Genomic DNA, 13667 nt, shown 5'->3' with positions numbered 1-13667 from the left:
GAAGAGCATCTGGCCGAGGATGCCGCGGATGTCTTCCTTGGTGGCGTCCTCGTCGAACTGGTGCAGCCAGTCGTTGACGGTCATTCCCATCTGGATGGAGGAGATGAAGTCCTGGGCGAAGTAGCCGATCTGGGCTGCGTGTCCCCACTTGACGGCGCCTGAGTCGATGGAGACGTCGGCCTCGTCGACGCCGGGGGCGTTGGCGAGCAGGGCCTTGAGGAGGGTCGATTTGCCCTGGCCGTTGCGGCCCACGAGGGCGATCTTGTCGCCCCTCATGAGTGAGGAGGAGAACTTTTCGATGACTTGCAACGGCGGGCCGTCCTGCTGCGGGTAGGCCTTGGAGACATCCTCGATCTCCAGAATGTGCTTGCCGGAGGGACGCGCCTGCTCGAAGCGGATGTAGGGGCGCTGGATGTTGGAGCGGGCCAGCTCGGTGACGGCGAGGCGATCGACCTCTTTTTTGCGCGAGGTGACCTGGCTGGAGCGCGTTCCGCCGGAGAAGCGGGCGATGAAGTCGTTGAGCTGGGCGATTTTTTTCTCGCGCTGCTCGTTCTGGCTCTCGACGCGGGAGCGGATGGCGGTCTTCTGCTCGACCATGTCGTCGTAACCGCCGTTGTAGAGGATGATGGTCTCGTAGTCGATGTCGGCGATGTGGGTGCAGATGGAGTTCAGGAAGTGGCGGTCATGCGAGATGGTGATGACCAGCCCGTTGTAGCGGTTGAGGAAGGTCTCGAGCCAGTGGATCGATTCGAGATCGAGGTAGTTGGTGGGCTCGTCCAACAGCAGCGCGGCGGGGTTGCCGAACAGCGCCTGCGCGAGCAGCACACGGACCTTCTGGCCGCCCTGCAGCTCGCTCATCTTGCGCTCGTGGACCTCGTCGGGGATGTCGAGACCCTGCAGCAGGATCGCCGCGTTGGCCTCAGCCTCATAGCCGTCCTCTTCGCCGACAATTCCCTCGAGCTCGCCGAGGCGGATGCCGTCCTCGTCCGTCATCTCCGGCTTGTTGTAGATCTCCTCGCGCTCCTCGAGAGCGGCCCAGAGACCTTTGTTGCCCATGATGACAGTGTCGATGACGCGGTAAGCGTCAAACGCGTACTGGTCCTGGCGGAGGATGCCGAGCTTCTTGGGGCGCACGACGACGCCCTTCTGGGCGTCCAGCTCGCCGGTCAATACCTTCATGAACGTCGACTTGCCGGCGCCGTTGGGTCCGGTGAGTCCGTAGCGGCGGCCGGCGATGAACGTCACGGAGACGTCCTCGAATAGCAGCTTGGAGCCGTAGCGCATGGTTACATTGGAAACAGAGATCATCTCTTATATTTTCGCATGTTTGCTTCGCAAGGCTGTGTTAAGAGACCGACGCCGCGCCCCAGGCGTCTCCGCCTGCGAGGCGCGGCGTCGGCCGGCTCACACTGGATCTCGTCAGGCCCTGGAAGGGCCTTCAGGTTACGACTTGCAGGGGTCGCCGCACTCCTGCGGAGCGCGCGCCAACTCACGGCTACGCTGACCGGGGGAGGTAAAGTACTGGGCGACGACAAGTGCGATGGGTAGAAAGAAGATAGCGGCGTCCATGATGGCCTCCTTATCGGTCTTCACGTAATGGATGTTGGCTGGTTGCCGAAAGCATCGACAACCGCGACGATTTTGTTGAGCGCTGTCCCGTTTCCATTGGGTGAACAGGACAGCGCTCGTTCTGGTTGCAACTGCTTAGCGGAGACCGCCGCCGGCCTGGAGAAGAGCGCCGGTAACCCAGCCCGCATCGTCCGAAGCGAGGAACGAGGCGACCGTCGCGATGTCCTGCGGCTGGCCCAGGCGGCCCAGCGGAGTCTGAGCAACCAGACCCTGCTCGAATTCGCTTCCGATAATGCCCGACGTCTGCGTCCCTTCCGTGCCGGTGATGCCGGGGTTCAGGGCGTTGACGCGGATCTTCTTCGGGCCGAGCTCGCGAGCCAGCACGCGAGTGATGGCATCGACCGCGCCCTTGGAGGCGGTGTAGATCGAGGACGCCGCGGGTGCGGTCTCGGAGACGATCGAACCGATATTGATGATGCTGCCACCCTCAGGGATCAGCTCGAGAGCTGCCTTGGTCGTCAGCAGCAGGCCACGCACGTTGGTATCGAAGATGCGTGTGTACTCTTCCACGGTCACAGCTTCCAGCGGAGAGAAGCTGTACACACCGGCGTTGTTCACCAGGATGTCCACCTTGCCGTAGGCCTTCTTGGTCTCGGCGAAGAGCTTCTCGATCTCTTCCGGCTTCGCGACACTCGCGCCTACCGCGATGGCCTTGCCGCCAGCCTTCGTGATCTCAGCGACAACCTTCTCCGCGCCGGCCTTGTCGGACGCGTAGTTGACCACAACGCTCGCGCCATCCGAAGCCAGCTGCTTCGCGATTGCGGCGCCAATGCCCTTGGACGAACCTGTTACGACTGCGACTTTACCTTGAAGCTTGCTCATGATGTTTTCCTCTCGTACTGATCGTTCTGTTTCGATTTCGCCGCGCCGGATATTTCGACGCACATCGAAATGGATGATGAGGAGCAGGACAGGATTCAGAAATCTTCGATGAACGTCGAAACGTCCCTAGGTAAAGGTTCCAGGCTACCGGGACGCCGTCGGGGCGTGTGCGGCTGGCCGCTGACAGGAGTCAACGTAGACAGACTCTCCTGACAACGTACTGTCAGCAACCCTAGAACAGGTTGTTTTTTTCTGGAGTTACGGGGCAGTTCGGGCCCACCCTAAGGACTGGGTGGAGAGGCACTAGGATGACTGGTTACAACGTGCCGAGTTGCGCGAGATACGCTTCCCACATCTCACGGCGCAGCGTAAGGTGCGCACAGCGTCCCTCGCGGGCGATGTCAACCAGCTCCGCCTCGGTCAACTCCTTGAGGTGGTGGGAGATGGTCGCGGGGCTGATGGCCTTGTGCTCCTCGAGGTCGCCGCAGCCGATGGTAGGCTGCGCGGCGATCTGTTTGAGGATCGCGAACCGGCGCGGATCAGCCACGGCACGCGCGATGGCGTCGAACTGTTCCTGCGTGAGCCGGGTTTTCGTCGCGACTGCCATACAGACCCCTATGGTAGATGATCCTGCGGCTCAAAACGATGCGGGAGCGCGCTCCAGCGCGGACGGCGACGCGACCGGGCAGGTCTCAGGAAGGCCGTTGAAGCGGCGCGAAAAAACCTTCTTTGGTGTCTTGACAAGTTCTCCCATATGGGAGTTTATTGAACGAGTCGGTTATATAACCTTATGGTTATATACCTCGACTGGGAGAAACCCGATGGACACCATCAGCCACACCTTCGCCGCACTGGCCGACCCTACCCGGCGCGCCATCCTCGCTCGGCTCGCGCTGGGGGAGACTTCGGTGACGGAGCTGGCCGCGCCGTTCGAGATGAGCATGCCTGCGGTCTCCAAGCACCTCCGCGTGCTGGAGCGGGCCGGCCTCGTCGAGCGTGGACGCGAGGCGCAGTTCCGGCCCTGCCGCCTGCGCGCGCAGCCCCTGGAGCAGGCGTCCGGCTGGCTGGAGCAGTACCGCAGGTTCTGGGAGGAGAGCTTCGACCGCCTCGACTCCTACCTGCAGCGGCTGCAGGCGGAACAGGCTGCGGCGCTTGTATCCCCGCCAGGCTCGCCGCCCGCACCTCCCAAGGCAAAGAGATCGCGCACTACCAAAACGGCAAAGACCTCCGGTGTTTCCGCCAACGGCAGCGCCGATCACTCCCCGAAGAAAACCGGCAACTCGAAGGAGAACCGCAATGGCAATCGACCTCGCAAGCATGCCTGAGCTCGCGCACGACGAGCGGGCCATCGTCAGTTCACGCATCTTTCGCGCGCCACGCAAGCTCGTCTATGAAGCCTTCGCCGACCCGAAGCAGGTAGTCCAGTGGTGGGGGCCGCACGGCTTCACCACCACCATCCACGAGATGGATCTTCGCGCGGGAGGCCTGTGGGTACTCACCATGCACGGCCCCGATGGCACCAACTATCCCAACGCGATGACCTTCACCGAGGTGCTGCCCTATGAACGCATCGGGCTGGAGCTGGTGGGTGGGCGCGAGGGCGCCGAACCCATTCGCCTCAGCAAAACCATCACCTGGGAGGAAGTTCCGGGCGGAACACAGCTTACCTTCCGCATCGAGTTCCCGAGCCGCGAGGAGCGCGATACCAATGTGCGCGAGTACGGCTCCGTCCAGGGTGCGCGCGACCTCTTCGAGCGCCTCGACGATTTGCTTTCCATAACGCCAGCCGAACAGACCGAACAAACGGAGGAGGTGCACGCATGAGCGCTACCGCAACGCTGCCTGAGACGAAGTCCACCGGAACCTATGAGCTGAAGATCACCCGCACCTTCAACGCTCCTCGAGAGCTGGTGTGGAAGGCCTTCACCAACGCCGAGATGATGCAGGAGTGGATGGGTCCGCGCGGCTTCGGAACCACCGCCCTGACGTGGCCCTCCGAAGCCGGCGGCCATTGGTCGCGCAAGATGGAGGGCCGCCGGCCTGGCGCGCAGGAGCTCTCACGCCTGAGCCAGAGCGGCACGCTGCTCGAGATGCGCGAGCCGGAGCTGCTGGTCTTCACCTTCGCCTGGGATGATCGCAGTTGCGTGGGCCTGCAGGCCAGCCCGTACAAAGAGAACACCATCACCATCCGCTTTGAGGAGCAGGGCAACAAGACGGTGATGCACTTCACGCAGGCGCCGTTCGCGTTCGAGAACGAATGCAACGGACATACCGGCGGCTGGAACAGCGCGTTCGACAAGCTCACCGACTACCTGGCAGCGTGGCAGCCTGGACCCGTGGAAGACCCCAACGATGTGCCGACCGAGCTGCATCTGCAGCGGGTCTTCAAGGCGCCGGTGGAGCTGGTCTTCGCGGTGTGGACCAGCCCGGCGCACCTGGCGGAGTGGTGGGGGCCGACGGGCTTCACCAACCCGCACTGCGAGTTCGAGCGGCGCGCCGGCGGCATCCTCGAGATCGACATGCGCGCGCCGGATGGAACGATCTATCCGATGGCCGGCACCGTGGTGGAGTTCTACCCTCCGCACCGCTTGCACTTCACGGCGTCGGCGCTCAATGTCGAAGGCCCGCCGATCTTCACCACCTGGAACTCGGTGTTCTTCGAGGAGGTGGAAGGCGGCACGCGCGTGACGCTGGATGTCCACGTGATGAGCCAGACGGCGCAGGCGACGCGATACCTGAAGGGCATGCGCGAGGGCTGGTCGTTGAGCCTCGACAAGCTGGACGAATACCTGCGCCACGTCGGATAAAGGACGAGCAATTTCAACGTAATCTTTACCCGCCGGCAGGCGTTTCGCAGTACAACTCACACGCAAGGAGAGACGAGATGAAGACCGATCTGCATCTGCACTTCGAAGGAACGTGCGCCGAGGCGTTCGCGTTCTACGAGAAGACCTTTCATAGCAAGATCATGATGTCGATGAAGTATGGCGACGCGCCTCCGGGAACGCCGGGCGACCCCGCCTACAAGGACCTCATCATGCACACCTCGCTGCCCGTGGGCAGCATGCTGCTGATGGGCTGCGATGCGTGCGGCCGCGGCAAGCCCATCGGCGGCTTCCAGATCTCGCTGAGCACCCCAGACGAGGCTGAAGCCAAGCGCCTGTTCGCCGAACTCAGCGAAGGCGGCAACGTGGGCATGCCGCTGGCCCCGACCTTCTGGTCACCGCTGTTCGGCATGTTGACCGATAAGTTCGGCGTGGGCTGGATGGTGAGCCTGCCGGGGTCGGAGATGCCGCAGAGCTAAGGCGATTTCATCCTGAGATCCTGAAGACCTCATCCCTCTGCAGACCACAGAAACTCTGTAGAGGGGCGAGGTCTTCAGGCTTTGAGGGTTGAGGACATTCGCCGCTTAGGAGCTGCCGATCAGCACACCTGCGGCGAAGACCAGGCCTCCGCCCACAATCACCTGCACGCACGAGACGGCGAAGCTCGACTTGAAGTACTTGTAGCGGATCCAGGAGATGATCAGCAGCTCCACGCCAACGACGAAGTAGGCCCAGATCAGCGCCGTATGCACGTTGGGGATGAGAAACGGCAGCGTGTGCAGGAAGCCGCCCAGGAACGTCATCGCACCGGTGATGAGTCCGCGGACGACCGGGCTGCCGCGGCCGGTCAGTTCCCCATCGTCGGAGAGCCCTTCGCTGAACGCCATCGAGATGCCCGCACCCACTGCGGCGGCCGCGCCGATCAGGAAGACCGTATGCGATTTGTGCGTGGCGAAGGCCGTCGCGAAGATGGGCGCGAGCGTGGAGACGGAGCCATCCATCAGCCCCGCGAGCCCGGGCTGCACGACGCGCAGCAGGAATGCCTTGTCGTCCTTGGCAAGCGCGACAAGGTTTTGCGCGCTGGTCAGCTCCAGAGTCGAGTTGTCGTTCGTTGCGTCCATGGCCTTCTTCCTTCGGCTAGGCCCGCGGCTTCATCGCTGCCACTTCCTGCGGGATCGCGTCGGTATGGATCTCCACTTGGAAGTTCTTTCCGAGCCAGCGGTTGTCTTTCGGCCAATATAGCGTGAAGACGATATTGCCGGTCTGATCTTTCGTCGTCTCGATGTCGGCGAAGCTTCCCGGCTTGCCGACGTTCTGGGACATGGTCGTATTGGTCGTGGCCCAGTCGTCGGGTGACCACACGATCTGGAACTCCTCGTGATCGACGATGCGCAGCTTGCCGCCCTGCATCATCGCGCTGATGGGCCGGCCGAGCTGGAAGATCTCCATGCGGCTCTCGAACGTGCGCTTGTCCTTGGGCACGGCGTAGCGCTCTTCGACGACGGAGATCCGGTCGAAGACGCGGCCATCGGCTGCCGAGCGCAGCAGCTTGATGTACTCCGCGTGCGCCCAGACGAGAGGCTGTGCGGAGCCCGCCGAGCGGCCGAAGTACATGCCCTCGGAAGGCATGTCCGCGTAGTCCCACACCTGCTCGGGCAGCATGCCGCCGAAGCTCGAGAAGCGTTCGATCGCCTTGATGTAAGGCCGCACATCGCCACCCGCAGCGAGTTCGTAATGCGCCCGTTCGCCCGTAAGGATAGGCCATGCGCGGCCCTGGCCGAAGTGGATGAACGGTCCGCCATCCTTCCGCTGGCCGTAACCATCGTGGTTATAGCGACGCCAGCAGGGACCATAGGGGGTGTCGATCTTCAACACGTGATCGACGACCTTCAGCGAGTCGATGATGAGCGGATCGTCGGCGCGGCGAATGCCATAACGCACCAGCTCGAGAAAGCCTCCGTCGATGACCTCACGGGCCTCGAAGTCGAACTTCTCGCCAGGCCCGCGATTGTTGATGTGAATCATGCCCGGGGCGATCGCAGGGTTGTGGAACGGCTCGCCTTCGGCCGGTGGACGGATGCGCATGTAGTGGCGTGGGACCTCAGGCAGCAGCACGCCGCGGAAGGTCGTGGTCCACTCATCGAGATGCGCTTCGATCCAGTCGGCATATTCTTCGAGGAAGGTGCCGAGCCGCTCGTCGCCATGCGTGCGCAGGATATCTGCCGCGCACACCAGCGACGCGATCACTGCGGCCAGAGTGGACGGTGAGTAGCCGGCGTTCTCCTCCCACCGCTCCTGCTGCGTGACCGGAGCATAGCGCACCAGGAACGAACTCGCATTCTTGACGAAGGGAACGATGTCGAAGCTGCCCAGCCCATCGACCTTCCAGAGCCGCCACGCCAGCATGATCGGGAACGCCACCTCGTCGAGCTGAATGCCCGACCAGTACGGCGTTCCATCGATCCAGAAGTTCTGCGAGAAGCCGCCATCAGGGTGCTGCGTGCAAGCCAGGTACACCAGCGCACGGCGAGCTGTATCCACACGCTCGCAGGCCAGCAGCGCCGTGGCGGAGTGGCACATGTCGCGGGTCCACACCAGGTGATAGCCGCCGAGATCGTCGTCGCTCTTGGCCGCTCCCCAGGGGATCGACGCCGACGCGATGAACGCGCCCGGATACGTCTTGTCTTCATGCGTGAGGATGACGTTGTGCGAGATGCGCATCAGCCGGCCATCGTCGGTGGAGACGGAAGCGAGCCGCTCCGGCGAGCCCGCGCGACGCCATTGCTCGATGAAGCGCTTGCGATGCAGCTCGTAGGGCGTCGAGAGCGTCTGCATCATCCCCGACAGCGCGGAGTGATGGCCATCGCCCAGCGCAATGGCGATCGTGAACACGGGAGTCTGCGCCACGTCGATCTCGCCCATCAGCGCGATGTTGCCGTTGAGCGCCTGGCCGAAGCACCATGTCATGCGCATGTGGGTGGAGAGATCCTGGAAGCCGTCGCTCGAGCCCACATAGCCGCAGCTTGAACGCGTGAAGCCGCAATCCGCGCCAAAGGCCAGCGAGACGCCGTTCTTCCACGCCAGCACGCAGCGCCGGCCGGCTACATCCAGCGAACGCGCGTTGTTGCCGACGCCGCCACCGTCCAGATGCGGGGCCAGCAGGGCGTAGCACTTCAGCTTCGAGAGCACCTCCGCGTCGCCCTCGATCTTCACATTCATCAGCACCACAGGATGGTGCGGGTCGGTGATGAACTCCTTGGTGACGGTGTAGCGTCCGCCCAGGTCGTTGGCGATCACGCGCACCGCCATCGAGGAGCTGTCGATGTAGTGGAAGTCGTACTCAAAGTCGCGTTTTTCTTCGTGGAAGAAGGTCTCGCCGTCGGTGAACAGCAGCTCCATATCGCGGATCTGCGGACGGTCGATCGTGGGGTAGTAGACCTCGTTCAGCGTGCCGTGCGAGGCCGTGAACCAGATGCGGCTGGAGGCCGCGTAAGCCGTGGCGACGGTGTCCTTGCGGCTTGAGGTCCAGCGAGGCTCAAGTCCCGGTGCTCCAAAGGCTGGTCCATCATCGTCGAGCCACTGATACGTTCCGCTGAACACACTCATGCCCCCTATTCGACCACAGGGGGCCACCCGATCGCACACCCCGAAGTGATCGCTATCACCATGCGAGCCATCTCCCGCGCCGATGCTGAGTGTGGACGATGAAGCGCCTCTTCCAACTCGTAGCGGTGGTCGTAAGCCTCTGGCTCACGCCGCTCCCCGGAGTCGCCCAGGTGCTTTGCGCTACTGCGTCCACCCCTGTGTCCACGCCCTGCTGCCGCCACCATGCGGAGACGGAATGCGGGCAGATGCAGGCGACGCGCGGCGCTATGTGCTCGCGGCCGTGTTGTGCAAGCAGCCAACCCGCTGTCCCTGCACCCCAGTCTGCGGTCATCCCCCCTGCCGCCGTACTGCAAAGGACGGCCGCGAGCCCATGGGATCGTCCCCTTCGCTCTGCCTCGGTGCGGACTCCCCTACCGCCCGAACCCCAGCTGCGAACCGCTCGCTACGTGCTCTTCCGCGACCTGAGGATCTAGCCCCTGCGTGTCTGCGCTGCGACTCGACGGTCGCCGCCTGCACCGTCCGGCTCTTCAACCTTCAGGAGATAGTCCCATGAAACGTATTTTTGGTTCCCTTGCCGTTCTTTTCCTCGGCTGCGTGATGACGGCGTACGGCTCTACCCAGGCCACCACCTGCTGCAAAGGCGCCTGCGGCTGCGGCGAGAATGCCACCTGCACCCACTCCGGCCACTGCGACGATGGCTGCAAAGGCAAGGATTGCTGCGGCAAGGTCTGCGCCAAGATGCATGACGGCAAAGGCTGCTGCGATGGCAAGGACGGCGCCAAGATGTGCGCCCAGATGCATGACGGCAAGGACTGCGGCGATATGTGCGCCCAGGCCAAGCACTAAGGATTCCGTTTCACCCCCCTTTTGTTGCACCTCCTTTGCACGCCTTGAGGGCCGGGTATAACCCCGGCCCTCCTTCTTTTGCCTGCAGAATGCGGCATCGGCGAGCCTGGCTCAGGCTCGAACCGATTTGACCAGGATGTACGCGTTGACGAGCGCCAGTGCCAGAGAAGGCAGGGATTGGATCACGCTGTCACGCATTTTCACCCGCACGGCGAATGCGATCAGCATGAGAAGAGAAAGGCCCGCGGAGGAGAGGGTGAGCGCTGGCAGCCATTTCAAACCCACCAGCAGACCTGCCCCTCCAAGCAGTTCCAGAACCCCGGTAAGGATTCTCAATCGCTGAAGGTCGAAGCGCTGAAAGTCCCCCACCATGGAAGTGGATCCCAGGCAAATCCCGCCATAGATGAGGAACGTGAGGCCGGAGAAGCAGACGACCACCGTCAGGAAGCTCAAGATGGCAGCTTGCCGGAATAAACGGCGTACACAAAGAGTGAAAGCAGCAGCAGGCCGAGAGACGGCATGTAGCTTTGCCAGGGGTGCCTGGCTCTGAAATGCGCGATCTGGGCGCAAAACATCAGCAGGGCCATCAACAACGCGGCCGCCGGCACCAGGGCCGGATACCAGATGCCGGTGATGAGCAAGGTGGCCAGGCAAAACTTGGCGGCGCCTACTGTGTTTCTGACCAGGTCGGGGATTCCATATTCGTGGAACTCCTTCACGATGTTGGGCAGACGTACGATCCAGACGAACGCTATGGATAGAGCAATGACAATTTGTGCGCAGATTGCGACGGTGTGCATAATATGGGCCTGCTTTCTCTCGGAGTAGGCATGCCTGAGACCTGATGTCTGCCGTCTGCGGCGGCGAGGAAGAGTCGCTGGCGGACGCACACGATGGTTCGGTCGACCGCGCTCTAAGTTGGAGCGTTATCGGCCGCATTCCACGAGCCATCAGCGAGAATGAGGACGAATCAGAATTCCTTCCTAGGCCGAGTTCCGAAACGGCCTCGAACCTTCCTCGGCAGCGGTGGAAGGCCCGGCGAGTTCGGAGCTTTCTATTGAGCGGCACGACCTTGTTTGCAACCTGTTGAACCGCAGTGCGCTATTCTCGACCTCGGGGATGCGTCGCCCGCCCACGCGAACGCATCCAACTTGTCACCAACCGGGCGAGACCCCCCTTGGGCCTTTCGAACTTCTGCGCGGAGCGGGGCTCCGCCACACAACCGACAAAAAGGAGCACCTCCCGTGGCTTTTGAACTTCCTCCTCTGCCCTACGACTACGCCGCCCTCGAGCCGACTATCGACGAAGCGACGATGAAGCTGCACCACGACAAACACCACCAGACCTACGTGACCAACCTGAACGGCGCGGTCGAGAAGCACCCCGAGCTCGGCAAGAAGACCCCCGAGGAGCTGATCGCCGACCTCGCCAACGTGCCTGAGGACGTTCGTCCGGTGGTCCGCAACAACGGCGGCGGCCACGTCAACCACACCATGTTCTGGGAGATCATGAAGCCCAACGGCGGCGGCGACCCGGTCGGTCCCATCGCCGAGCAGATCAAGGCGGACTTCGGCTCCTTCGAGGACTTCAAGAAGAAGTTCAACGAGACCACGGCCAAGCAGTTCGGCTCCGGCTGGGGTTTCCTGGTGTTCAAGGGCGGCAAGCTCGAGATCGTCACCAAGCCCAACCAGGACTCGCCTATCTCGGACGGCCTGTATCCCATCCTCGGCAACGATGTGTGGGAGCATGCCTACTACCTGAAGTACCAGAACAAGCGCCCCGACTACCTCGCAGCCTGGTGGAGCGTGGTGAACTGGGAAGAGATCAACAAGCGCTTCGAGACGGCGAAGAAGTAGTTTCTCCGACGAAGTCTGCTACAGGACAAAGGCCGCCCACGGGCGGCCTTTGTCTTTTGTGGCTGCCAATGGCGCCAATGTCCGGAGAACGGAAGACGGCACCCAGCAACTGACAACCGCTTCTACCGCAGCTCCGCCATCACCGGCGTGCCCTTCACGTACTCCCTCGCATGCTCCATCTCCCGGCCCGGGTCCGCAACCCGCCACGCATCGAGGAACTTCGCATACTCCTCGCGCGCCTGGATGGGCTTCTTCGCGATCTCGCTCGAGAGCGCCATGCCGTACAGCGGAAAGCCCGCATTGGGGCGCTCGACCAGCGCCGCAGCAAAGGCCGCATGCGCGCCTTCCGCATCGCCCGCATGCAGCAGAGCGAAGCCTTCGGTCTCGCCCACTGGCCGGATGTACATGGGCGGCTCGCGGTAGCCCAGCTGCTTCTCCTCATGCTCGGCCTGCGCGAAGAGCCGCTTCGCTTCCGGGACGTTTCTCTGCTCGGCCAGGATCGACGCGCGCAGCTCCAGCGACATGATGCTGAGCACCGAGAGCAGGGGCTCGGCCGTGGCGTCGGGAGTCATCGCAGTCATCACTGGCGCGTTCGTCACATCCTTCTTCGCGTCTTTGTGGTCTTCCTTCGCCGCATCCTTCAAGCTCTGCGACTTCCGCCACAGCGTGGCATCGAGCGCGTTCGAGTTCGTCTGCGCACCGATCAGGTTGCCGGTCTCGACAGCAGTCATCCCATACGCAAACGTCTTCAGCTCGCCGGAAAGAAACAGCAGGTTCTCGAGCTTCGCCTCCGGCTGGCTCTGCGCGAGCAATGTCTCCACGCCATGCCAGTCGCCCTTGCGTAGCGCGATGGGCAGCAGCGTATTGATGCGCGTCATGCCATCGCGTGGCGTGCCGATATACAGCGTGTCCGCCCGCTGTCCGCGCGCGCCCGCAAGCTTCGCCGAGAGCGTCGTGGCCTGCTCGAGCTTGCCCTCTTCCATCAGGTTGTCGATGGCGTACATGAGATTGTGCACATAGTTCCAGTCGTCATCGATCGCGACGTGGGAGCTGCGCAGGTACGCCTCGTCCACCTCCGTCGACGCTGTGAACCAATGCTCGGCCTGGGCGTAATCCCCCACACGATAGAAGATGTGGCCGGGCATGTGCACCATGTGGCCCGAGGCAGGCGCCAGGCTCGCTAATTTCTTTGCGCTCTCGATGGCACGTTCCGGATGCGAGCTAGGCTCCATCGCGTGAATCCAGTAATGATTCGCCGCAGAGTCATCCGGCGAGGACTTCAGCACCTCTTCAAGCTCGGCGATGCCCTTCCTGGTTCCCTCGCGCGGCTCACCCGCATCGTCGTAGCCATTGAGCATGGACTCCGCAAGGAAGATCTTTGCCTGCGGATCGGACGGGTCGAGCTTCACGGCCTCACGCCACTTGGCGGTGGCTTCGGACTCCTTGGCATCGTTCCCGTGGCCGCGGGTCGCGTGCTCGTCGAGTTCCAGCGCGGTAGCCTCGATGATGACCTGCTCCCGCTTCGTCGCATGCGCGGCGAGCGCCCTGGCCTTGCCGATCGCAACCTCCGAGTAACTCCCGCCCTGGTTGTGCGAATTCGCCAACGCCTCGGCGATGCCCCACTGACACATGGCGCACTTCGGGTCGACGCGTGCGGCCTGCTCGAAGGCTTTCACCGATTCGTAATCCCAGAAGTCGTGCAGCAGGTTCAGGCCCTGGTCGAACCAGGCCTGGGCCTCTGGAGTCGCCGAAATCTTTAGATGGCTGTTGCCGATGCCCGTCATCTTCAACGGCGCAGGCAGCTGCTCCGGTGGAGGAACCGGCTGCATGGAGCCCATATCGTGACAGGCGCTCATCTGGGCTAGCAGATGGCCCTGCATCAGAGGCGTCAGCACGCACATCGCCGTAAGGATTGCCGCAGTCCAGGTCTTCCTTGCCATGATTTCTTGCCTCCAAGGTAGTGGCCACAAATTACAGGGCATAGGCTCTGCTGGCGCCCTTGCGAGCATATCGCGCCAAAGTCGTGACCGAGCCGGGGAATTCGCATCCAACAGACGAGCCGAAGCATCTAAAATTCGCACTT

The 13667-nt window shown here is 62.7% G+C and carries 15 protein-coding genes; 6 read left to right on the top strand and 9 right to left on the bottom strand.

Features of this window, described 5'->3' with window-relative positions; translation table 11 throughout:
* The 4 genes from AC5E6W_RS16550 to AC5E6W_RS16535 form a co-directional block, all read right to left on the bottom strand.
* Positions 1–1308: ABC-F family ATP-binding cassette domain-containing protein (locus AC5E6W_RS16550; RefSeq protein WP_491753435.1), on the bottom strand; the 1308-nt coding region annotated here is incomplete at its 3' end.
* A gap of 135 nt (positions 1309–1443) precedes the next feature.
* Positions 1444–1569, bottom strand: a complete 126-nt coding sequence (locus AC5E6W_RS16545; protein WP_491753434.1) for a hypothetical protein — start codon at positions 1567–1569, stop codon at positions 1444–1446.
* A 135-nt stretch (positions 1570–1704) separates the two neighbouring features.
* Positions 1705–2451 (bottom strand): SDR family NAD(P)-dependent oxidoreductase, encoded by a 747-nt coding sequence (locus AC5E6W_RS16540; protein ID WP_491753433.1) that lies wholly within the window; start codon positions 2449–2451, stop codon positions 1705–1707.
* A gap of 316 nt (positions 2452–2767) precedes the next feature.
* Complete coding sequence (locus AC5E6W_RS16535; RefSeq protein WP_491753432.1) at positions 2768–3058, bottom strand: ArsR/SmtB family transcription factor; 291 nt, start codon at positions 3056–3058, stop codon at positions 2768–2770.
* Positions 3059–3272: 214 nt separating this feature from the next.
* Here AC5E6W_RS16535 and AC5E6W_RS16530 point away from each other — a divergent pair, with 214 nt between their 5' ends.
* The 4 genes from AC5E6W_RS16530 to AC5E6W_RS16515 all read left to right on the top strand — a co-directional run bounded on the left by AC5E6W_RS16530 (position 3273) and on the right by AC5E6W_RS16515 (position 5755).
* A complete protein-coding gene (locus AC5E6W_RS16530) occupies positions 3273–3776 on the top strand; it encodes an ArsR/SmtB family transcription factor (protein WP_491753431.1) in 504 nt (167 codons plus the stop codon).
* Positions 3748–4275, top strand: a complete 528-nt coding sequence (locus AC5E6W_RS16525) for an SRPBCC domain-containing protein (protein ID WP_491753430.1) — start codon at positions 3748–3750, stop codon at positions 4273–4275. The genes AC5E6W_RS16530 and AC5E6W_RS16525 overlap by 29 nt, the downstream gene beginning before the upstream one ends.
* Positions 4272–5258: an SRPBCC family protein gene (locus AC5E6W_RS16520; protein ID WP_491753429.1), complete on the top strand. Its 987-nt coding sequence runs from the start codon at positions 4272–4274 to the stop codon at positions 5256–5258. The genes AC5E6W_RS16525 and AC5E6W_RS16520 overlap by 4 nt, the downstream gene beginning before the upstream one ends.
* 77 nt (positions 5259–5335) lie before the next feature.
* Positions 5336–5755 (top strand): VOC family protein, encoded by a 420-nt coding sequence (locus tag AC5E6W_RS16515; RefSeq protein WP_491753428.1) that lies wholly within the window; start codon positions 5336–5338, stop codon positions 5753–5755.
* A 105-nt stretch (positions 5756–5860) separates the two neighbouring features.
* Here AC5E6W_RS16515 and AC5E6W_RS16510 read toward each other — a convergent pair whose 3' ends face one another.
* Both AC5E6W_RS16510 and AC5E6W_RS16505 read right to left on the bottom strand, forming a co-directional pair.
* Positions 5861–6397 carry a VIT1/CCC1 transporter family protein gene (locus AC5E6W_RS16510; RefSeq protein ID WP_491753427.1) on the bottom strand — a complete coding sequence of 179 codons (537 nt, stop codon included), beginning with the start codon at positions 6395–6397 and terminating at the stop codon, positions 5861–5863.
* A 16-nt stretch (positions 6398–6413) separates the two neighbouring features.
* On the bottom strand, positions 6414–8882 hold the full coding sequence (locus tag AC5E6W_RS16505) for a glycoside hydrolase family 15 protein (protein WP_491753426.1): 2469 nt from the start codon (positions 8880–8882) through the stop codon (positions 6414–6416).
* Positions 8883–9431: 549 nt separating this feature from the next.
* On the opposite strand from AC5E6W_RS16505, the gene AC5E6W_RS16500 reads away from it, so the two are divergent.
* Positions 9432–9728 (top strand): hypothetical protein, encoded by a 297-nt coding sequence (locus AC5E6W_RS16500; protein ID WP_491753425.1) that lies wholly within the window; start codon positions 9432–9434, stop codon positions 9726–9728.
* 111 nt (positions 9729–9839) lie between these two features.
* Here AC5E6W_RS16500 and AC5E6W_RS16495 read toward each other — a convergent pair whose 3' ends face one another.
* The gene (locus tag AC5E6W_RS16495; protein WP_491753424.1) at positions 9840–10181 is read right to left on the bottom strand and encodes a DoxX family protein; all 342 of its coding nucleotides are present in this window, start codon (positions 10179–10181) and stop codon (positions 9840–9842) included.
* Positions 10178–10528: a DoxX family protein gene (locus AC5E6W_RS16490; RefSeq protein ID WP_491753423.1), complete on the bottom strand. Its 351-nt coding sequence runs from the start codon at positions 10526–10528 to the stop codon at positions 10178–10180. Before AC5E6W_RS16490 ends, AC5E6W_RS16495 begins: the two co-directional genes overlap by 4 nt.
* Before the next feature lie 444 nt (positions 10529–10972).
* Here AC5E6W_RS16490 and AC5E6W_RS16485 point away from each other — a divergent pair, with 444 nt between their 5' ends.
* The gene (locus AC5E6W_RS16485) at positions 10973–11584 is read left to right on the top strand and encodes a superoxide dismutase (RefSeq protein WP_491753422.1); all 612 of its coding nucleotides are present in this window, start codon (positions 10973–10975) and stop codon (positions 11582–11584) included.
* Positions 11585–11706: 122 nt separating this feature from the next.
* Here the strand turns inward: AC5E6W_RS16485 and AC5E6W_RS16480 are convergent, their stop codons facing one another.
* Entirely contained in the window at positions 11707–13524 is a 1818-nt protein-coding gene (locus AC5E6W_RS16480) for a tetratricopeptide repeat protein (protein ID WP_491753421.1), read from the bottom strand.
* Positions 13525–13667: the final 143 nt, after the last annotated feature.

Source organism: Bryocella sp. (genome assembly GCF_058498515.1).
This window is presented reverse-complemented; position numbering and strand designations above follow the sequence as displayed.

What these genes read in the sequence shown, in the direction of transcription:
- AC5E6W_RS16515 (WP_491753428.1), top strand. Translation starts at nt 5,336, where the DNA reads ATGAAGACCGATCTGCATCTGCACTTCGAAGGAACGTGCGCCGAGGCG.
- AC5E6W_RS16500 (WP_491753425.1), top strand. Translation starts at nt 9,432, where the DNA reads ATGAAACGTATTTTTGGTTCCCTTGCCGTTCTTTTCCTCGGCTGCGTG.
- AC5E6W_RS16480 (WP_491753421.1), bottom strand. Translation starts at nt 13,524, where the DNA reads ATGGCAAGGAAGACCTGGACTGCGGCAATCCTTACGGCGATGTGCGTG.
- AC5E6W_RS16510 (WP_491753427.1), bottom strand. Translation starts at nt 6,397, where the DNA reads ATGGACGCAACGAACGACAACTCGACTCTGGAGCTGACCAGCGCGCAA.
- AC5E6W_RS16540 (WP_491753433.1), bottom strand. Translation starts at nt 2,451, where the DNA reads ATGAGCAAGCTTCAAGGTAAAGTCGCAGTCGTAACAGGTTCGTCCAAG.
- AC5E6W_RS16520 (WP_491753429.1), top strand. Translation starts at nt 4,272, where the DNA reads ATGAGCGCTACCGCAACGCTGCCTGAGACGAAGTCCACCGGAACCTAT.
- AC5E6W_RS16535 (WP_491753432.1), bottom strand. Translation starts at nt 3,058, where the DNA reads ATGGCAGTCGCGACGAAAACCCGGCTCACGCAGGAACAGTTCGACGCC.
- AC5E6W_RS16490 (WP_491753423.1), bottom strand. Translation starts at nt 10,528, where the DNA reads ATGCACACCGTCGCAATCTGCGCACAAATTGTCATTGCTCTATCCATA.
- AC5E6W_RS16545 (WP_491753434.1), bottom strand. Translation starts at nt 1,569, where the DNA reads ATGGACGCCGCTATCTTCTTTCTACCCATCGCACTTGTCGTCGCCCAG.
- AC5E6W_RS16530 (WP_491753431.1), top strand. Translation starts at nt 3,273, where the DNA reads ATGGACACCATCAGCCACACCTTCGCCGCACTGGCCGACCCTACCCGG.
- AC5E6W_RS16525 (WP_491753430.1), top strand. Translation starts at nt 3,748, where the DNA reads ATGGCAATCGACCTCGCAAGCATGCCTGAGCTCGCGCACGACGAGCGG.
- AC5E6W_RS16505 (WP_491753426.1), bottom strand. Translation starts at nt 8,882, where the DNA reads ATGAGTGTGTTCAGCGGAACGTATCAGTGGCTCGACGATGATGGACCA.